The sequence below is a fragment of the Roseburia sp. OM02-15 genome (assembly GCF_003481835.1).
GTDB classification, from domain to species: domain Bacteria; phylum Bacillota; class Clostridia; order Lachnospirales; family Lachnospiraceae; genus Eubacterium_I; species Eubacterium_I ramulus_A.
Window position 1 is genome coordinate 80,276 of the sequence record NZ_QULX01000003.1, and the last position, 19,694, is coordinate 99,969.

The 19,694-nt window shown below is 35.2% G+C and carries 21 protein-coding genes; all 21 read right to left on the minus strand.

Annotated elements, in window-relative coordinates; all coding sequences use genetic code 11:
- Nucleotides 1-59: 59 nt before the first annotated feature.
- Complete coding sequence (locus DXB15_RS03835) at nt 60-458, minus strand: hypothetical protein (RefSeq protein ID WP_118702105.1); 399 nt, start codon at nt 456-458, stop codon at nt 60-62.
- A 135-nt stretch (nt 459-593) separates the two neighbouring features.
- Nucleotides 594-1,547, minus strand: a complete 954-nt coding sequence (locus DXB15_RS03840; protein ID WP_118702106.1) for a hypothetical protein — start codon at nt 1,545-1,547, stop codon at nt 594-596.
- A gap of 266 nt (nt 1,548-1,813) precedes the next feature.
- Entirely contained in the window at nt 1,814-2,239 is a 426-nt protein-coding gene (locus tag DXB15_RS03845) for a hypothetical protein (protein ID WP_118702107.1), read from the minus strand.
- 96 nt (nt 2,240-2,335) lie between these two features.
- Nucleotides 2,336-2,818, minus strand: a complete 483-nt coding sequence (locus tag DXB15_RS03850) for a JAB domain-containing protein (RefSeq protein ID WP_118702108.1) — start codon at nt 2,816-2,818, stop codon at nt 2,336-2,338.
- A gap of 15 nt (nt 2,819-2,833) precedes the next feature.
- Nucleotides 2,834-3,325, minus strand: coding sequence for a hypothetical protein (locus DXB15_RS03855; protein ID WP_118702109.1), 492 nt, complete (start codon nt 3,323-3,325; stop codon nt 2,834-2,836).
- A gap of 42 nt (nt 3,326-3,367) precedes the next feature.
- Complete coding sequence (locus DXB15_RS03860; RefSeq protein ID WP_118702110.1) at nt 3,368-3,595, minus strand: hypothetical protein; 228 nt, start codon at nt 3,593-3,595, stop codon at nt 3,368-3,370.
- Nucleotides 3,596-3,663: 68 nt separating this feature from the next.
- Nucleotides 3,664-4,512 (minus strand): hypothetical protein, encoded by an 849-nt coding sequence (locus DXB15_RS03865; RefSeq protein WP_118702111.1) that lies wholly within the window; start codon nt 4,510-4,512, stop codon nt 3,664-3,666.
- 2 nt (nt 4,513-4,514) lie between these two features.
- Nucleotides 4,515-6,698, minus strand: coding sequence for an SF1B family DNA helicase RecD2 (gene recD2 / locus DXB15_RS03870; RefSeq protein ID WP_118702112.1), 2,184 nt, complete (start codon nt 6,696-6,698; stop codon nt 4,515-4,517).
- Nucleotides 6,698-7,957 (minus strand): hypothetical protein, encoded by a 1,260-nt coding sequence (locus tag DXB15_RS03875; RefSeq protein WP_118702113.1) that lies wholly within the window; start codon nt 7,955-7,957, stop codon nt 6,698-6,700. The genes recD2 and DXB15_RS03875 overlap by 1 nt, the downstream gene beginning before the upstream one ends.
- Nucleotides 7,958-7,973: 16 nt before the next feature.
- A complete protein-coding gene (locus tag DXB15_RS03880) occupies nt 7,974-8,423 on the minus strand; it encodes a hypothetical protein (RefSeq protein WP_118702114.1) in 450 nt (149 codons plus the stop codon).
- 3 nt (nt 8,424-8,426) lie between these two features.
- Complete coding sequence (locus DXB15_RS03885) at nt 8,427-9,470, minus strand: DUF1351 domain-containing protein (protein WP_158582187.1); 1,044 nt, start codon at nt 9,468-9,470, stop codon at nt 8,427-8,429.
- Between the two features lie 178 nt (nt 9,471-9,648).
- Complete coding sequence (locus DXB15_RS03890; protein ID WP_118702116.1) at nt 9,649-9,915, minus strand: hypothetical protein; 267 nt, start codon at nt 9,913-9,915, stop codon at nt 9,649-9,651.
- Between the two features lie 175 nt (nt 9,916-10,090).
- The gene (locus DXB15_RS03895; protein WP_118702117.1) at nt 10,091-10,282 is read right to left on the minus strand and encodes a hypothetical protein; all 192 of its coding nucleotides are present in this window, start codon (nt 10,280-10,282) and stop codon (nt 10,091-10,093) included.
- Nucleotides 10,283-10,333: 51 nt separating this feature from the next.
- Nucleotides 10,334-11,380 carry a hypothetical protein gene (locus tag DXB15_RS03900; RefSeq protein WP_147404761.1) on the minus strand — a complete coding sequence of 349 codons (1,047 nt, stop codon included), beginning with the start codon at nt 11,378-11,380 and terminating at the stop codon, nt 10,334-10,336.
- 454 nt (nt 11,381-11,834) lie between these two features.
- Entirely contained in the window at nt 11,835-12,788 is a 954-nt protein-coding gene (locus tag DXB15_RS03905) for a glycosyltransferase family 2 protein (protein ID WP_118702119.1), read from the minus strand.
- Nucleotides 12,789-12,876: 88 nt separating this feature from the next.
- Entirely contained in the window at nt 12,877-13,305 is a 429-nt protein-coding gene (locus tag DXB15_RS17525) for an HNH endonuclease domain-containing protein (RefSeq protein WP_158582188.1), read from the minus strand.
- Between the two features lie 430 nt (nt 13,306-13,735).
- Nucleotides 13,736-14,317, minus strand: a complete 582-nt coding sequence (locus DXB15_RS03915) for a hypothetical protein (RefSeq protein WP_118702121.1) — start codon at nt 14,315-14,317, stop codon at nt 13,736-13,738.
- Between the two features lie 20 nt (nt 14,318-14,337).
- Complete coding sequence (locus DXB15_RS03920) at nt 14,338-15,360, minus strand: ComEC/Rec2 family competence protein (protein WP_118702122.1); 1,023 nt, start codon at nt 15,358-15,360, stop codon at nt 14,338-14,340.
- Nucleotides 15,360-16,325 carry a hypothetical protein gene (locus DXB15_RS03925; RefSeq protein ID WP_147404762.1) on the minus strand — a complete coding sequence of 322 codons (966 nt, stop codon included), beginning with the start codon at nt 16,323-16,325 and terminating at the stop codon, nt 15,360-15,362. Before DXB15_RS03925 ends, DXB15_RS03920 begins: the two co-directional genes overlap by 1 nt.
- 44 nt (nt 16,326-16,369) lie before the next feature.
- Nucleotides 16,370-18,301, minus strand: a complete 1,932-nt coding sequence (locus DXB15_RS03930) for a DNA topoisomerase (RefSeq protein WP_118702124.1) — start codon at nt 18,299-18,301, stop codon at nt 16,370-16,372.
- 17 nt (nt 18,302-18,318) lie between these two features.
- Nucleotides 18,319-19,452 (minus strand): DUF4317 domain-containing protein, encoded by a 1,134-nt coding sequence (locus DXB15_RS03935; protein WP_118702125.1) that lies wholly within the window; start codon nt 19,450-19,452, stop codon nt 18,319-18,321.
- Nucleotides 19,453-19,694: the final 242 nt, after the last annotated feature.

A 19,694-nucleotide genomic window follows, 5' to 3' on the forward strand; every position in this document is an offset into this window, starting at 1 on the left:
CTCTGTTTAGAAAAAAATCTGGCTCCACACATGGAGTCAGATTTTCTCCGTCAAATACATTAATTGATATTAATACCAGACTGATCGGTCGACAGATCCAAATGGTTGACAATAAATTTGAGAATAGAACTCATAAGCAGAATGGCAACCGCACAAACTGCAATACGTTTCAACCAGGAAATAGAGCTTTCCACTGTTCTCTGGTTTTTGGAAAACATCATCAGATACAGGCAAACTGCAGCAATACATCCTGCTGTTACGCAGGTGATTCCAACAATATCACTATATATCTTATTGAGCATTTTCTTACCCTTTTCGAAGATATCATCTGCTGCATAAATCTGTAATACCATACCCTGGCAAATTGATACACCAGTAACTACAGCGGCGCAGGCATTTCTATGACGCTCAACAATAGACTTTCCAAATGATTTTACTTTCAAAGCAATTTTGTTCATCGGTACTCTCCTCCCTTCTTATCATTTAAACTAAAAAAACTTATCGACGAGGATAAGCTTTTTAGTTATCAATTATTACACTTGATAATTACTAACAAAGAGGAAGTAATTGCAACCAAACTCCAAATATTTTTATTAAAAATTTCCTTTAAAATGATCTTTTAATGCTTCTAATATAATTTTTGGATTTTGAAGAATTTCTGAAAGTATACTTTCCTTTTCATCATTCTGAGCAGAATTTTTTTGAGATATAACTTCCTGCATCTGTATCTCTGGATAAATATATGGTGCAATACGGATATTTTCACCATTTTCAAAAACTTCCACACATTTTTCTTTCACATACTCAATAATATCGTGATGTAGCAGTCTCTTTGTGGCAGTTATCTGTAAGTCATAATTTGAAATGAATACCTGATCATAAACTTTATATCGAACAACTGGTATGGCATATCGTATACTCTTATGCTCTTCCATATATGCTGTTTTCACAAATTCCCGATACTTTCCTTGAAATGTCCTTACATGATCAAATAAAAAAGTTTCTGCAGATGTGAATATATCCTGATTTGTCTTTGTATTTAAAAATGCTATTTCTGGTAAAATATATCCAGGAACATAATATTGATAAATACTATCAGCATTAAGCATTTCTTCAATTTTTTCACTGATTTCATTTGAAATATACAATTTCTTCTTATCCGGATTTTCTAAACAATCAGAAGTTGGAACATATACTATAAAATACTCTATAGAAAGATCTATGTTCATTCGCCCATTCAAGAATTTATCATTAAGATCTTTTATCGACACTTGATTGATATAGTCAAACAGATTATTTAAGGTATGCTCCCTGCCATTCAACCACGAAATATAGTCCTGGTCGATTGTAATAATGCAGGTTTGCGCTAGTTCCAACGCAGATGAATTCATCTCCTTCCGTTCAAATAATCGCTCTATAATAAACTCGCTGACATTATTTGGTACATTAAATAGTTTCCATTCGTCATATCCATGATCAGGATATAATTTTTTCCAGGCATCATAAGTATATCTATTCATGCAGATAACATCATTTAAAAAATCCATAATCAAATTCTCCTCATCTTATTTGAACTATCCATAATCGGTAGTTCCTCTAAATAATAAGTACGTTATCTCCACCAGCAAATGCAACATTTCTGCTAAAAAAAAGAAAAAGCCATTAGCCTATTTAAAATAAGCTAATGGCTTTTCTGAAGTAAAAACCTGCTGCACGCCTTCCTCTAGTTTTCGTGTCAAATCATCTATTGTATTTTCTTTCATTTTTCTCGCTCCTTACTGTGGCATTTTATCTGAGATTCATATCTATTTTCCTATAGCATTACACCTAATTCATACAATTTCAAATCAATGAGATGTGTAATCGCACTACATTGATCTTGTTTTACCCTGTCATTTTCTTCCGTGAGAAAAAGTACGGTAAAATCTCTCAAATTTTGTAACTGGAGAGGATTCATTTCGCCTAGATGCAATTCTTCCTCTATCAGTTCTTTTTCTTCCGTTGATATTATTCCTTTTACCATAGGATGATATTTTCCCAATAGGTTTCTTAACATTTGAAAATTACTTTCCATAGACTTCATACGATCCATTTTCCGGTTTAGCATAAACATACTTTTTTCCAACTCTTGTAGGTAGCCATTTTTCAATGTCTTTTCTATCCCATGATCGGGATAAAGAAAATTTTGCTGATCGTATAAACACGATTTGTCCTTTTTGAATCTTTTTTCTTTTTCCATCTCTCCTCCTAAAAAAAGCCACCTAAAAAGGTGGCTACGGTCTCACGACCTAAATAAATTATTTATAATATGTTACATATATACTTACTAAAAGTTTTATTTTTCTGCAATACGCTCAATTTCTTTCGCAAAAGAATAGTGGCAACCATCTCCAATGACAAGGTTATCTACTAACGTAATCTGCATTAATTCTCCTGCTTTCTTCAATGAAGAGTATACTGCTATATCCTCTTTACTTGGTGTCGGATCACCACTTGGATGGTTATGCGCAACAATAATCATAGCAGCATTTATTAATAATGCTTTTTGAAATATTTCGCGCACTCCAATCAAAGATGTGGATACAGTCCCATGTGTTACTTCAAATACACCCAGAAGCTTGCACTTGGTATTAAAACAAAGTAGGTATACATATTCTTCTGATAATATATCCATTTTGTATACATCGCACAGCATTTTTACGATACTTTCATCATTATTTAATACTGTCTCATTTGTCTCATATTCTCTAATGTTTTCCTCTACAAGAAAGCATTGTCGATCATCATTCAGCAGTGTTTTGTATTTTGAAATTTTCATTTTTATTGTCCTTCCTTATTCATACACGTAGATTCTAACTGGATAGTCGTCATTTCCATAAGTCGTATCGAATAAAACTTTGTAGTGGTCTGACATAGTAGGCACCAATAAATATCGATTATTGTCACATCCCCATACTGGGAAGTTGCTTAAATACTCTTCCATAGCCCAACTACAACCTCTTGGAAAACGATTTTGTAACCATTCCACAATCTCGTCAACTCCATGGCAAGCAATCCTGTCGATTTTCGGATCATATTCCATCCACCTTCCATACCAACGTCCACGAAAGTAAAGACGATAATATCCCAGGTACCCTTTTTCTGCTTTCAATGATTTTGATTCTGTATCCGCTTCAAATCCAAGCATGATACGATTTTCATTGATATAGTTTTTCAAATCAATATGATCTAACTCCCTCGGGCATCTGAAAAGCTCCTGTTTTTTCTCGCCACGAAACTCTCCATAAATAATTGAACATATGCTTGTTTGAATTAATTCTTTCATATTCTTTTTCTCCTAGTTGATTCTTCATTTCTACATCTAAATTCAACGTCCGTCATCAGTTTTCCACTTCAGCGTAATACTAACAACTCCGTTGCCTTCGTATTGAGTCCAATGATCTACTTCCTCTCGTAAATAGCTTGGATGTACTTTTCCATTTACAAAATCACCATACTCAAATTGAGTATGCTCTTTTCCAACATTGTTATATATATTAATAGGGCAGACATTTTCTCCACATGTTATATTTTTTAATACGTCTTCTACTGTCATATTTATGTTCCTTTCTGGTTATGTTTTTTACTAATATGGCAGGGAAATCTATCCCTGCCATGGATTACTTATCTATATCCGCTAGGGCCACTGAATCCATTATAAGGTTGACGTTGCTGATTTCCTTGCTGATATCGGCTGTGATTGTCTTGCTGGGATCTGGCTCGCTGATTCGTCAGATGCGAACTTTGATTAGCCTGCTGATATCGGCTTTGCTGATTTACTGGCTGTGAACTTCGGCCATCTTGCTGGTATCGACTCTGCTGATTTACTGGCTGTAAACTTCGGCCATCTTGCTGGTATCGGCTCTGCTGACTTGTCATCTGTGAGCCTTGACTAGCCTGCTGAGTATCATTACCGGATTCGGAAGAAGAGTCATAATATTTATCCCTTTCTTCTGATCCATTCCAGAAGGCATCATACAACTTACCATAATAACTGTTTTTCATAACAGGAATTAACCCCATTACTAAGTAAAAACCAAAAGCCATCTCTTTCAGATCCTTAAAAGGTACTACAGTCATTTTTTGTACATTCTTAGTTTTATCTCGAATCTGGATACGACAACCTTTCTCACCGGCTCCAATATTCAAAATCAAAGAACCGTTCTGACCAGTTATGTAACTATAGGCAGAAGGGAACTGATTTTTCATATCTGCCTGAATTTTTCTTATTGCAGCAGATGCGTCACCTATAAATTCCTCACAAAGCTGGCGCATGTCCTGTATATCCAAGTAAAAATCCAGATGATCTTTTCCCGAAGTGCCTAATTTCACAATTGAAAACCGGCATTTGTCAATCGTTGGTACCGGATTAACCGAAACAAAATGTGTACTTCCATAGCTCACACAAACTGCTCCGTTACGATACTGTTCTTTCACAGTTTTATATTTTTCATTTCCATTATTTCTTTCCAATGTTATGCTCCTTTCTTTTGCATGATAGACTTTTCTTTATAAATACGATATCCAAGATATGTATTTCTAACAGTACCACCATTAGCTGCTGCATAAGCAACAGACTGTTCATTACCTACAATTGTTACTTTCGTTTTTGCTCTGGTCATCGCCGTATACAGCAAGTTTTTCTGCCGCATAGGTCCAAAAATATCAATAAACGGAATAATTACATATGGATATTCCGATCCCTGACTTTTGTGGATTGTAAGAGCAAAAGCATGATCCAGATCAAATAATTCAAATATAGAGTATTTTTTCTCTATATTTGTTTCAAAGAGAACCGTGATTGTTTTTGAAATTGGATCAATTTCTTTAATATGACCAACATCTCCATTTGAAACGGATTCTTCATTTGTCAGGTGAATTACTCTGTCTCCTTCACGGAAAATCCTTTTTCCATGACGAAGCTCTTTCTTCGTTGAACCTGGTGGATTTAAAATATCTTGAAGAGATTGATTCAGTCTTTTCGCACCCAAATCCGTTTTTTCTCTATACGGAGATAATATCTGGATTTGATCTTCCGTAAACCTCCCAGATTTCAATATCGTTTTTACTTCATTCACTACTTTTTCTAAAGTTTCCGCCTCCTTCATACTTCTGATCAGACTTGTGGAATCATCCCACGATAGAGGGCAATGGTTCTCATTCACACGTTCAGAATTAGTGATAATAGAGCTTCCCGCTGCTTGCCGGAATGTTTCATCTAAAACTGTAATTGGAATGCTCCTGCAACCAATCAGTTCTGAAAAAACTTTTCCCGGTCCTACACTTGGTAGCTGATCTTTATCACCGACTAAAATCAGTCTGGTTCCAGGTTTCATTCCTTTTAACAACGCACAAAATAACTCCATGTCTATCATAGAAGATTCATCAGAAATAATTACATCTGTATCTATTTCCGGAATTGCTGACAAATCAATGCCCCCTTGAGTAATTCCCAAAAGTTTGTGATATGTGGATGCTTCTCTGCCTGTTCCTTCTGCCATTCTTCTGGAAGCACGTCCCGTTGGCGCAATCAACGTAAATCTGCAGTCTTTATTAAGCAGTAATTCGCTTTCAATCAACAACTTTAAAACCGTTGTTTTTCCACGCCCCGGTCCTCCAGTCACAATCGTAACATTATTCTGCAAAGCCATTTTGACACCGGCACGCTGCCCTTTTCCAAGACGCATTCCAGAATCTTTTACGGCTTTGTTAATAGCATCTTCTACCTGCTTTTCTGTACGTGGTACCGGAAAATCCGCTTGCATAAGTTGGCAGATTTTCTTTGAAGCATACCTTTCGGCATAATGCATATTTTGCGAATATAAAACCCCGTATTCGTAAAACACTTTTGCCTCTTTTACCAATTGATTTGTCATTATCATAATTTCTTTTTTTAGTATCGTTTGATCGACACTATCAACATGACACAATTGCTTACAGACGGTTTCCACGAAATCATTTTTTTTCATGAAAACATGACCACACTTCTCATTTTGCTTTAGAACATATAGTATTCCAAAGCGGACACGATCCATGTGATACGGATTAAATGATTTTTCATTTTTAAAAAACTCATCTAAACCAGAAAAAGATACATCATTGCAGCAACACAGCAAGTATGGTCGTTTTTTTAAAATTTCATAACCATTTTCCACTTTTGAAAATTTCTTATAGATAGCCATGGTTTTTGAAGATGGTATATTGTAATAATTCGTTAATTCATACCATCTTCTCATGTCCTTTGTTTCCAAATATGACTCTGAAATCTTCTGTGCTTTCATCAATGATATATCTTTTATTTTTGATAATTCTGCCGCCTTTTCTAAAGCTGAAAAAGTATATGTTCCATACTTTCCTACAATTTTTTCGGCTGTTTCTTTATTCAAGCCATAGATACCGGAATACACTAGATACTCTATGATCTTGTCAGGATCTTTTGGGAGAATCTCCTCATAATAATCCGTTTGAAACTGTTCTCCATATTTATGATTGGAAACAATCCTGCCATATAAATAACAGTCACAATTCACACATAGTTTTTCACCTACCGCATGAAATTTTTTCCCGGATTCAAGATCCCTATAGCATACAACCATGAAATTCTCTGACTTTGCCAATGTAGCCAGCGGATGTGCCTTTTTCTTAATTACATTTTTCATCAGCTATTTTCTTTCAGCCTCCTTTCCAACAGGAAATCGTCAATACCTTTATACTGACCTTTCCAAATACGTTGTTCAAGGAACTGATCCCAATAGCTGTCCCAATACCAATGTAGGCACTGAACACCGCTTTCATGAATGACCTTTTTTAGATTTTCTACTGCTATTGCCAAGTGTTCAATCTTATTTGCCTTTTTCTGACATAATGGGCAATCATACGGATCTATGTAATCGAAACTTTTGTAACACCCGCTTCGGTAACACTCTTCGCATTTATCCTGCTCATACTGTTCGTCACAATACGGGTAAATACGTTTATCCATATCATATGCCTCAATTGCAATCTTATGGTGATGACTGTTTAGTAGTTCTGGTACATCACCTATCGCAGATACACCTGGAACACCTAAAACACTTATTTTTTTATCCAAAAAATGATATGTAATATAGGCTTTTAATGTACCTTCCACAATAAGCACCCTTTTAGAATTGGGATTGCCATAGAACGATGCTGGTGCGCCGGAACTTGTTCCATGATCCAGATATTCTTTTCCGGAAGAAAGCCATATATATTTTGCTGCTCCGGCAGGATGTTCTAACCGGATTTGCATACCGACTATTTTGCCTTCCCTATAAGCTGGGCAAAAATACCCACTACTGCCTTTCTTTAAAAATACTTCCCATTTTCCATATTTATTGAGGAAGAAACCCGGTACACCCTCTAAAGAGAGTCCGTCTTTATAACGTAATTTTTGTGCTATCCCAACGGTATCCTGTGGGATAGATTTAAAATTTCCCTCTTGTATTTCAGGATCAGTAAGCCCTCTTCTTTTCAGATCATTTCGATCTTCATCTTTTAACTGAAGATATGACAAAAATGCACGGTAAACCTGATCTAACACTTCAATCGGTGCTTTTTTGCATTTCGCTTTTGTTTCCTGCCGTACATATTCAGAATGTACTGGAGCATTTCCAACAACTGAAATCATTTCACGAAACAGTTCCTGTCGCTCTTCTTTCGAAAAAGGACCTTCATCACCATTCTTGCAATACGCATATAAGTCGACCATAGATCCCTTCAAATGGCAGGAAAAACAATTAAAGGTATTTATTTCCTTACCATCTTTCACGATTCTTACGCCGCAGGCAGTATCGCGGTTGCCACATTTAGGACAGACAATTCCAAAATCATTAGCGTCTCCACGTCGCAGACGCTCAATTCCGAAATAGTCCACAACATGACCGATATTGATTCTCATGTCTACGCTATTCCTTTCATTGTTCTTTTAAAATATGGACAAGAATTGCTCTTAAATAAGCATCATCTTCCGAATCTGCGATTCCACCATCAAAACACCAATATTTTGCTACATGATCATATGTAACAGAAAGTCCCAATTGTTCTGATTGTTTCTTCAACTCAGCTAACGGCAAAAGCACTATTTTCTGGATATCATTTAATACTTTTCCCATCTCATCCATTTTTTCCTGCAACTGACCTTTTGTATAATTAGCTGCATATAATCTGGATTCCAAATCATCCAGGTCACTTTGCAATGAACGCTTATCTCCTTGCAAAGTATTCACTCTCTGAGATGATTTTTTAATCTTATCCTCATACTCTGCTTTCAGATCCATGTTCTCATCGTGCAACAATTCAGCCTTTTTTCTGAATTGCTCCTTTTCCTCATACAATCTTACATATTCTTCCTTTTTTATTAACACTATTTATCCCTCCAATCCCATTTTATATCTTATATCGTTCATGAATAAAAACTGCTCAACTTTTTGAGCATCCTGCTTACGAACAGAAAAAGTTACCATTCCAGCTTCTTTTTTAGGAGATGCTGAATTATTCGGCATTACTGGCGATGCCGATTTCATTTCAGTTTTTGTTGTATGCTTCTCAAAATTTAAAGCACTCTGATTATCAGCCACCATTTTTTTCTTAATTTCAGCTTCACGTTTTCGGATTTCTTCCTCAATCCGTTTTTTCTGTTCAGCTTCCTTCTTTTTCAACTCAGCTTCGTACTGCGCCTTTGCTTTTGCTTCAGCCTCAATTCGAATGCGCTCCCGCTCTTGCCGATCTGATACTTTTTGCTTTATCAAAGCAATCGCATCGTCACACTTTTGTGTCTTCTGCAGACACAGAAGTGCTTCTGGAAAGAACTCTGGTTCATTCATAGACAGTAATATCTGTTTGCCTTCCAGATACTGGTTTACAGCACTCATTATTGCCGTTTTCCATGTCTTTTGTGGCACAGACATATTTTCCCATTTTTGATCATATATCTGCTTGAATAGCTGAGTTCTATATTCTACTTCATTAATCAAATCCGTAGTTTTCACGTACTCAACGTAAAACAGTTGAATTTTTTTTCGTGTTTCAGCTTTCAATTTTTCTTCCTCAACACGAATTTTCTCATTTAAATGATCGATGGGTTCCTGAACAAAAGTAATCAAATTTTTTACTTCCTGCTCAAACTCAGTCAATGGTTTCGTATACTGTTTCTTGATCTCCTTTCTTCTTTTTTCCACATCAGATACCAATTTATTTAAATCAGCTCTGTCTTTCTTCATTTTTTTAATAGCATCATCGCCTACATATGTTCGCATTTCATATTTAGCCATGTGTTGCTGAACGTACTGCTTCAGTTCGTCACCATTCGACCGAATGCTACCAGCTTGCACCGTTGCTTCAAACGCAAAGTTATTACTTGCGTTCAAATCCATAGCCATACTTCCAAGTGTCATTTGCTGCATGTCTTTCATTTTTTCCTCCTTAAAAAAGCGAACCAGTAATGGTTCGCAGTGCTTCATGTACCAGGTTTAAAACCTGTAGTCTTTCGACTAACTATATAAAATTTATAAAATATTACATCTCATAATTACTAAATTTTCCCGTGAAGATGCAATCACATCATTATTTTTTCTGAAAAACATAAAATATTTAGGTACTTACATTTTCCGTAACCTGATCCCACTGGCAGCATAAATTAAATGCTCGAAACTCAATGATTTCTACGGTTTTAGAGATAATTAAAATTCCATCCAGCTTGTAATTGTTATAACCTGCATACAATACATTTCCCGATACACAGATCATCCGATTCTTTAACAATTCTTTCCATGTGATCTTTAATCTTCCATGTTCAGAATATAATCCAGGTTCCCTCTCCTCATAATTTTGTTTCCTGATTAAATCTAATATCCGCATGATTTCCCCTACTCATCAATTACAAATCTGAAAATTACACATGCATTCATAAACTCAAAAAGAGTAGCACCGAAAAATCAGTGCTACTCCATGATAGAGAGTTAAAGATTGTTATGAATGTATCCCAATAGTTGCACTCATTGTATAGTTACTAAAATAGAATATATTTTTGCAACTATTTTTTTAATAATTCTACTACGACAGTATCATTTTTCCCATCTCCACAATAGGCTTTCTTTTCATCAGGAACAACGTAAATCTTTCCGCCTTTTACACCTGCTGCTTCTACCTTTTCCCTGATATTTTTTACGCTTAACTGGGTTTTATCAGTTGCTTCAATCAAAATATTTTCATACTTAATTGCCATATTTTTCCTTCTTTCTAATTCAGCTTGATTAATACATATCACGTTTAGTATTTACGGATTTACACCGGATTCTGCAATATCATCCGACTCTTTTTCATATAATGTGTACACCACGGAATCCCCATAATAGGAAAATTCATCTGTAACATAGCGCAGTTTGTATGTATACCATTCTTCATCTGGAACATAACTGGAATACTGTGGCTTTATCACATATTTAGGTGCTTCTTCCACATAATACTCTTCCATCTCTTTTTTATGATCTTCGTTCATTAATTCATGCCATGATTGACAGGCAAAATATTTTACTTCAGGGTGAAGATCATAATCCAAATAATTACCTGCGACATCTAAATCAGAATATAACATGATGCTGTTATATTCTGATTTTGGGATTAGATGAAGCACTTCCTCAAATTTTTCTTTCCGTATGGCATATTTTTGGTCTTCTGAATACACGGTAAAGATTTTTGAGAAAGATAAACTACTTACAATGCCGGTAAATAATACCCCATATCCGATCAACAGCCGGACAAATACTTTCTTCCACCTGCTATCACTGTTTACAAAGGCATTTCTCAATTCGATGATTGCAAAAAATAAAAAAGGCATATTAATTGCAAAATAATGGTAATAGGTCAGGTTATAAAAATATGCAATATGTGGAGTCAGTATACTAAGCCATAAGAAGTATTTTCCCCATTTTTTCTGTGGTATATAATTTACAAACATAGCAAGTCCACATAATATCGTCGGAAATGTAAAAAGCAAACTTTTTGCATGATTTGCGATGGTGCCTGATACTGTCTGCGTATATAGCAGATTAAAAATAAGTGTTCCATACCAAAAATCATAGGAACAGTGCTTTATGGCAAAATAAATGGAAAATGGAAGGATCAACACACCCATCCCTATAAAAAATACGATCACAGACTGCAGCAGGTTTTTCCAATTTCGATGTTTTGCTATGTAGGCCGCAATATAAATACAGCCACAAGCAACCCCAATGCAATTTGTTAGCCTTGTCATCAAAGCAAACGAACAGGTAAATCCAAACACAAATACATATAGTGGCGGTATTTCAACCTTTTCATCCATCTTTTTTGAATACTTGTATATTAAGTAATAAGAAAGCATCAAGAGTGGAAAGATATATTCTTCCGTCAAATTCCACTCTGAGAACAGCTTGTCAAATAGAAAGGGAAATGCAGCGGGAATAATAATACTGAATATTCCCATTTTATTTTCTTTTAACAGCATATATATCAGGCATTCAGAGACAAACAAAAAGATCATCTGAATATACATAATTCCATTAAGTTCTTTACTTGACAGGATAAATCCAAGCATATCAATAAAAAAGATCATAGGACCTTTGTGATCGAAAATATCTCGATACGGCACTTGGCCAGATAGCCATTGTTTTCCAATAAATGCGAACATACTTGAATCGGACGTATGTATTCCATAAAGCGGAGATGTGGAATAAGCCAGCAAATATATGGTCACTACTGATATAACTGCCAGAAGAACAATTATGAACAGTGATTTCCTATCTAATTTTTTTGATTTTATCATCGGAAACCTCCTTTGCGATATAGTGTGGACGTTTCTTAGATTCTGCATAGTTTTTTCCTACATATTGTCCCATAATTCCAATTGAAAATAAGTTAATTCCTCCCATAAACAAGATGATGCAGGCAGTTGAGGCCCACCCTTGCACCGGATCACCCATCAGTATTTTTTTCAAGAAAATTGCAATAATACTGATCAATGATAGTGCTGTAATAACAAGACCTGCATACGAGGTGATAGAAAGTGGAAATTGGGAAAAATTTACAATTCCATCAATGGAGTAATGGAAAAGTCCCCAGAAATTCCATTTTGTGCTACCGTTACATCGTTCAACATTCTCATATTCATACCAATATGTACGAAAACCAATCCATCCAAAAATACCTTTGGAAAATCGGTTATATTCATTCAATTCAATAATGGCATCCACCATACTCCGTTTCATCAAACGAAAATCCCTGGCTCCGTCTACAACATCTGCATCAGATATACGATTTATAATTTGGTAAAACAATTTTGCACAAAAAGATCGTAATTTTGGTTCCCCGGTACGGGTTACTCTTCTGGTTGCCACACTGTCATATTCCCCTTTTTCCAATATTTCTACCATGTCCGGCAACAGTGAGGGCGGATCTTGCATATCAGCATCCATTACTGCCACATAATCACCCTGAATATTGCAAAATCCAGCATACATGGCAGCTTCCTTTCCAAAATTTCTTGAAAAGGATATGTAACGTACATAACTGTGCTTCTGCTTTAATTTCTGAATGATGGATAATGTTGTATCTGTCGATCCATCATCTATATACATTACTTCAAATTCATATCGTTGTTTCAATTCTTTAATCACGTTCCCTAATGCTTCATCAAAAATATGCAAGCATTCTGCTTCGTTAAAGCATGGAATGATCAGACCTATTGTTTTCAATATTATCCCCCTTTGTAAATGAACATCTCAAGATATTCGCATCATGAACCTGAAATATTCAACTTCATTAAAAATCACTGTTTTTCTTCTATCCCAAATTAATATGCTGCTGCAAAACAGATATTTTCACTGAAATTTCCTGTATCCATATTGGAATGTAATACCCAAGCCATGTATATAGATGCAATCCATATCCACATAATTTTTTTATAATATTCTGAAACCAACTTTGGGAAACTAATATCCCCAAAATAGTAATGGCAATATACAGCCGCAACTGCCACCGCACAATCCATAACCAGGTAATGCGTCCTATTTTTCCACGGATTACCCAGACACCTGCATGATTTGATTTTTTAGAATTGCAGGAATAACATGCCGGCACCAGATTTTCAACCTGGTTTACATTGCTGATTCCCTGTCGTTTCAATTTTCTTCTATATTTTTCTTTGTGTTTTCCCTGTAATACCTTATCTACCGGGATCAGGTGATCTACGGTAACCTTTTTTCGGCTCACAATTTTTCCACAATATACGCATATATAAAATCGACCATTGTCAAACAGACCTTTGTTATGGTTTAAAAAGGCTTTTCGGTAATAGTCATTCCGTGAGTAGTTTTTTTCATATACAATCGCTTTTAATCCTTTACGCTTACAGAAACGTTGAATCGCTTTAGATTCTGCTTTTGTACAATCCTTTTCCCAATATCCATTTGCACTAGACGTTTCTATCCATAGAAACCCTTTTCTCTTTAATTTCCATTTGTATAATAACGTATTTTTCTTATCGTTTTTTATTGTTACCTTCATAAGACTTGAATTTAGATTATTACTTGCACATATTTCATCCAAAATTGAATTACCAAAATTTATAATAAAATTGCAACGTATCATCAACAAAAATCATCGAAAGAAAAAATGCGTGCCATTGTGGCGCGCATTATCATCACATATTATTACTTAGAAATTTATATAAACTTGGCTCCATATATTCATATATGACTTCCGAAACATTATCTGGTAATTTTTCTTCTACGATTCCGTCCTGTTCTTCATAATTTTCATAATAGTATGCTGTAATGTCAGCATAAAATTCCAATCTTCCAGAAGCAGGATCATATTTCAGGTTACGAATAGACGGTAAGGGTATTTTATATACAGACGCATCTCCAGTATGTCCAAACCCTTTTCCTTGAAAAAAATGATACATACATCCATCTTCTATCCATATACGTTCATCCGTATTTTCGCTGATATAGTCAGATGCATGACATCCCATGACATTCCAAACGATTACGGAGATCATAGCTGAAGCAATAAATAATACATTGTAAATTGTTTCTTTGTCCGATCCGCCAGAAACCATTGTCTTTATCCATAAAACTGCAAATACGATACCCAATATTAAAAAAATTGCACTCAAAAATACTGGAACGACATATGCTTTCTCATGGAAGATCCTTCTCTTTAATGCCTTTTTCTTTTGTTTCTTTGTTATAATAAACTCAATCTGTTCTTTCTTATCCAATTTTTATTTACCTTTTCTTCTTAATATATAGAACCTAATTCACTTCCAGACTTAAAATTAGTAGTCGGTTCTACATTCCATATGATATTTTTACCATCCGTAACAGATATGATACTTCCTTGCAGATCTGTCCGAAATGTGGAAACACCTAAATCTGATAATGTTTTCACTACTTCTCTATGAGGATGCCCATATTGATTTCCATATCCACATGAAATCACAGCATATTGTGCATCCGTATCTCTTAAAAATTCTTTAGAGTTTGATCCATCCTGCGCACTACCATGATGCATCATCTTTACAACATCTATGTCAGAAAAATCCATCCCTTCTGCTTTCACATCTAAATATTCATTTTCATCAGCATCACCTGTAAAAAGATAACTAATTTCTTCATATCCTACTTTTAGCATAATGGAATACTCATTTGAATCTTCATAACTATCCTTATTATTTTCGGCAGGTCCCATTACTGTAATATCTGCGTTTCCTAAATTATACGTATCTCCTGCTGCTGGGAATATGATTTCATCAACTTTTGATGGATATGTTTCTTTTAGATACTGTACACACTCCGTATCTTTATCCAGATCATTAGCACATAACAAGGTATCTACTTCATAGTCCTCTAAAATATCAGATGCACTCTGCATATGATCTGAATCCATGTGAGTTACTACAAAATATTCCAAGTGGTCAATGCCGTTTCCCAAAAGAACACTTTGCACATTATCATATGCTTCATACTTTCCAGTATCAATAAGCATAGCGGCATCACTTTTTTTTTCATAAACCAAGATGCAGTCTCCCTGTCCCACATCTATAAATTCCACCATAAGACCAGCATCTGCAGAATCCATTGGTATTTTGTCAGCAGTTACCTTCTTTTGGCTTTCAGATTGAATACTTTTAAATATTTTGTTTATCCATTCTTCACCAGAATAATGTACATATAGATTATACAACGCAGAAATCGTTGCTATAGTGGAAACAACTGCTGCAATCCTTCTCTTCCACTTTTTGATTTTTCTAATATTTTTCATCAACTTTTACTATCATCCCCTTCATATTTTTGAACAGATAAAAAGGAATCTGCCTTTGCCTTTCGTATAGCATCTGCCGGCAGCAGTCCACGTAACATCCATCTGACAGCATTTTCATACTCCTTGGTGTTACCGATTAACTGTTGGAGTTTTTCAGCTAAACCGTTATGTTCATTTACATACTGCTGTAACTCATTCACCGTATAATTAGAATAAATGTCTTTTCCATATGTTTTTAAAGCTGCATAATCTTCAAAAGACCTTTGTTCTTTTTCATAAAACCCACGTATAGCCTCTAAACACTCTGCATTTACGTTATTTCCGCAAGATGACTTAGGCAAACCAGATACATCTTTTTCTTGAAATTCGGCATTTAACCGTGGGTTTTTATACTTATATAAGGCATTTTTTGCATTTTTCAAAGTGACGTGTAACAGATTATCCACCTCATCACCAAACGCATCATCTGATGTGACTAAAACAAATTCAACATCAATATCATTCATACATTTTGAAATCAGTGAAAAATATCTTTTCGTCTCAGCTTTTTTTGGTTTCCATACTCCTTTGGCTATCAGAGAAGTGGAACTTAAATGATGAAATATGCGAATCCTTTTGCATTTTCTGTTAATTGCCTCAGAACACACCAGATATGTCGCATACATTTCTCCTACTGCATAAGCAGGAAACTTCTTACGATCAACACACCCAGATCTAATCCATATGTCTTTCCCATTTTGAAAATATGCTGAATAACTGCATAAATCCTGATCATAATATCCATCAACAAAGGCAACAAGTATATTTTCACCATTGATATCGGTTATTCCCTGCTGAGTACATTTACCTTTTGTTCGGTAGCAGGTCGGGTTCTGGTGTGCTCTGCACATGACATGTTCTATATCTGTACCTACTAAATTTGCACATAGATAACAGTCTGATCTTATTTTTAGTAGACTGGCCATGCTTATCCTCTCTTTCTGTTTGCTTCAAAAAATGTGTACTAACTTCATTCCGTAGCAATAATCTCAGCAATATCACTACTTTCCGTCGGAATTTCTTTTACACCATTTGTAAGTTTTATAATAAAATCCGATAATTTTTTCATATATTCATCTCTTGAAACAGTTCCATTTTCTACCCTGCTTAAACCAAGTTCCCAGCTTGCAGTCAGTCTTGGATTTAAAATCTGCGGCATACTATGATGCAAAGCATTATAGACCATTTCTCCAGCCGGTTTCGGAGTAAGAATCTGCGTTTTTTTATTAAGACCAATATAATTTATATCCTGTAATTTTTTTATAATACTTGCCCTGGTTGCAGATGTGCCGATACCAGATCCTTTCATCTGCTCTCTCAATTCTTCCTCTTCAATAAGATTACCTGCATTTTCCATTGCTAAAATCATAGAACCAGATGTGTATCGTTTTGGCGGTGTTGTTTTTTTCTCTGCCGGTTCTATTTTCCCAATATGTATGATATCCCCTTTTTTTAAACTGACAATATCAAGCATTGGTTTACCTGATTTTTCTACTGTATCCTTAGATTCATATATTCCAAGATATCCTTTCGATATAAGTGTCTTATTTTTATAAAAGAAAATCTCTTCTCCCAACCGAACCACCAACTGCAGCTTTGCATATTCCGCAACAGGGAAAAAGATAGCCAAAAAACGCTTTATGATCATATAATATACTGTTTTCTGAACGTCATTTAAGGCATCTTCTACGGGGACTTGTCCCGTAGGAATAATCGCATAGTGATCTGTAATCTTAGAATCATCAACATATTTTGTATGAATAATCCCATCACTATGTTTCCGGGCATATGCTGCTAATGCATTCATTTCTTCAATTTTTAACAGACCTTCAATGTTCTTGTTTATTTCTGTTGCAACTGCTGTTGATAAGACTCTTGCATCCGTTCTGGGATAAGTAACAAGTTTTTTCTCATACAGTGCCTGCACAACCGTTAATGTCTGGTCCGGACTGATTTTTAATTTTTTCGCACATTCATTTTGCAGCTCTGCCAAATTGTACAATAACGGTGCCTGTTTGCGTTCTTTTTTTTGTTCGATTGAATAAACTGTACCGGCAGCAGGTAATTTTCCTATCAAGCATTCCGCATCTGCTTTTTGCCTGAATCCATTATCAGAAAAAAGTAATGGTGATCCAAAATAAGGCGTTCCTTTTACAGCTTTCCAATCCAGGACAAAATCATTTCCCATACCTTCCGGAATTGCTTTTATTCCATAATAAGTGGTTTCAACAAAATTTTTTATTTCCCTTTCTCGCTCAACAATCATAGCAAGCACACAAGACATTACTCGTCCAACAGATACAACGAATTTTTGTGTATTAAGAGCCGTTTTTATATAATTGCCATACCTCAATGTGACAATACGGGAAAAATTGATTCCCATAAGATAATCTTCTATTGCACGCAAGAATCCTGCTTGTCCTAAATTATAATAGGAAGACATATCTTTTGCCTGTGCTATACCTCTTTTTATCTCTTCTTCCGTAGTCGAATCAATCCAAATTCTCTTTTGAACCTTATTTTTCAACTCCTTGTTACACATCAATATTAGTAACTCTTCGATATATTGTCCCTCTCTTCCAGAGTCACCAGCCCAATATATGGTTTTAATATCAGAACGTCCTAACAGTTTTTTGACAATTTTATACTGCTTAGATACGGACGGTATAACTTCATATTTGTAAGAAGCCGGAATGAATGGTAATGTTTCCTCACTCCATTTTTTTAACGCAACATCATATTTTTCAGGGTAACTCATGGTAATCAAATGTCCAATACACCAGGTAATGACTGTCGTATCTGATTCAAAATATCCATCTTTCCTGTTTCCTTTTAAATGTAACGCCCTAATATAATCTTGTGCTTGACTTGGTTTTTCCGTTATATATAAAATTTTTGACATACGAATACCTCTTAAAATCACTCATTTTCTTTCAATGAAATATCGACACCATTTACTGTCACTCTGCCATCAAGATATACCACCATACATTTTCGTCCATTATATTCTCCCATTTCTGTCAGATCAGTCCGATTTTTATTTACCTTAATGGAAATGTCTGCGGTTTTTATATCCAATGTTTTTGGATTTGTCACGTTAGAGATCATCACCTCATCCTGCTCTCCAAACCCATCAGCATATATTTCTGAAAAATTCTGCAACTGTTCAGAGTTTGCTCCACATTTTTCAAAAATCTTTTCCAACTCCTGCTTATCAACGGATGGTATCTCACCTTTCGCTTCATAATCTGCTTCCAGATCAGTCAGACAATCAGATATGCTACATACAGTTTCAAAATCGCAATGATCAGAAAACACTTCATGTATGACACTATTTAAGGATTTCTGCTGTTCCTGCGCTGTGTTTGGAATTTTACATTTCAGCAGACCATGTATCATATTAGGATCTAATATTTTTGCATTTTTTGAATAGTACAATATGTTATGAATATCCGCGCAGCGGTCATTAAAGGCCGGAAACAAAAAAGCCACTTCCGGTACGTTCATGATTCGATCACGAAATCTGTCCTTAATACACTCTTCTTTTACGGCATAACACAATCCCGGCTTTGATAAATGCATATTGCAAATACAACACAAAATGTAATTATACACATCCTCACCCGGTTCATCGGAGGTCAGTCCATCTGACGATTTACCAGGAACGTCATAACTGCCATAGATAAGATTGATATAATAATGATCCGGCTCATCATAAAGTTCGATGATTCGGTCATAAAATGCTGCTATTGCTTCTTGATTTTTCAATTCTGAATCTCTTAAATAGAGCAACTGTTGCTGAACCCCACCATTCTTCTCCTGTTCAGACGGGAACTCTAAATTAATAAGATTTTTCCCAATACTTCCAGACAAACTTTTTCGGAATATATCAAGGTACTTATGTATCTCTTCTTCTGGAAGTGATAAAAAGGCATTTTCCGACATGAACACTTTTTCTTTTTCACTATTAACATAACACCCGCATATTTTATGAATGCAAAATCGTTCTTTTGTAAAAAGCTTTTTTATCTCCAATACTTCTTTTTTATTCATAGCTGAATCTCCTTAGAATTTTTCTAAAGTATAATTACAAAAAGCGAATTATGTTTTGCAATTGTTCGGTTCATAAAACATTACATACAACTTTAAATTTTTGCCATATAGAAAAATATGTAAATTATGGCAAAAAAACCTGCTAACAAAAGTCAAGTACTTTGTGGCAGGTTTTAAAAATTATTTCATTAAAATATTTCTGTGTACAACAAAAAGACTGGCGTTGTTTCCAGCCTATATAA

Coding starts and splice junctions, on each gene's coding strand:
- DXB15_RS03885 (WP_158582187.1), bottom strand. CDS start 9,470: ATGAAAGACATGCAGCAAATGACACTTGGAAGTATGGCTATGGATTTG.
- DXB15_RS03875 (WP_118702113.1), bottom strand. CDS start 7,957: ATGAGAATCAATATCGGTCATGTTGTGGACTATTTCGGAATTGAGCGT.
- DXB15_RS03855 (WP_118702109.1), bottom strand. CDS start 3,325: ATGAAAGAATTAATTCAAACAAGCATATGTTCAATTATTTATGGAGAG.
- DXB15_RS03925 (WP_147404762.1), bottom strand. CDS start 16,325: ATGGCCAGTCTACTAAAAATAAGATCAGACTGTTATCTATGTGCAAAT.
- DXB15_RS03920 (WP_118702122.1), bottom strand. CDS start 15,360: ATGAAAAATATTAGAAAAATCAAAAAGTGGAAGAGAAGGATTGCAGCA.
- DXB15_RS03845 (WP_118702107.1), bottom strand. CDS start 2,239: ATGGAAAAAGAAAAAAGATTCAAAAAGGACAAATCGTGTTTATACGAT.
- DXB15_RS03930 (WP_118702124.1), bottom strand. CDS start 18,301: ATGTCAAAAATTTTATATATAACGGAAAAACCAAGTCAAGCACAAGAT.
- recD2 (WP_118702112.1), bottom strand. CDS start 6,698: ATGAAAAATGTAATTAAGAAAAAGGCACATCCGCTGGCTACATTGGCA.
- DXB15_RS03935 (WP_118702125.1), bottom strand. CDS start 19,452: ATGAATAAAAAAGAAGTATTGGAGATAAAAAAGCTTTTTACAAAAGAA.
- DXB15_RS03895 (WP_118702117.1), bottom strand. CDS start 10,282: ATGGCAATTAAGTATGAAAATATTTTGATTGAAGCAACTGATAAAACC.
- DXB15_RS03860 (WP_118702110.1), bottom strand. CDS start 3,595: ATGACAGTAGAAGACGTATTAAAAAATATAACATGTGGAGAAAATGTC.
- DXB15_RS03850 (WP_118702108.1), bottom strand. CDS start 2,818: ATGAAAATTTCAAAATACAAAACACTGCTGAATGATGATCGACAATGC.
- DXB15_RS03900 (WP_147404761.1), bottom strand. CDS start 11,380: ATGGATGAAAAGGTTGAAATACCGCCACTATATGTATTTGTGTTTGGA.
- DXB15_RS03890 (WP_118702116.1), bottom strand. CDS start 9,915: ATGCGGATATTAGATTTAATCAGGAAACAAAATTATGAGGAGAGGGAA.
- DXB15_RS03835 (WP_118702105.1), bottom strand. CDS start 458: ATGAACAAAATTGCTTTGAAAGTAAAATCATTTGGAAAGTCTATTGTT.
- DXB15_RS03840 (WP_118702106.1), bottom strand. CDS start 1,547: ATGGATTTTTTAAATGATGTTATCTGCATGAATAGATATACTTATGAT.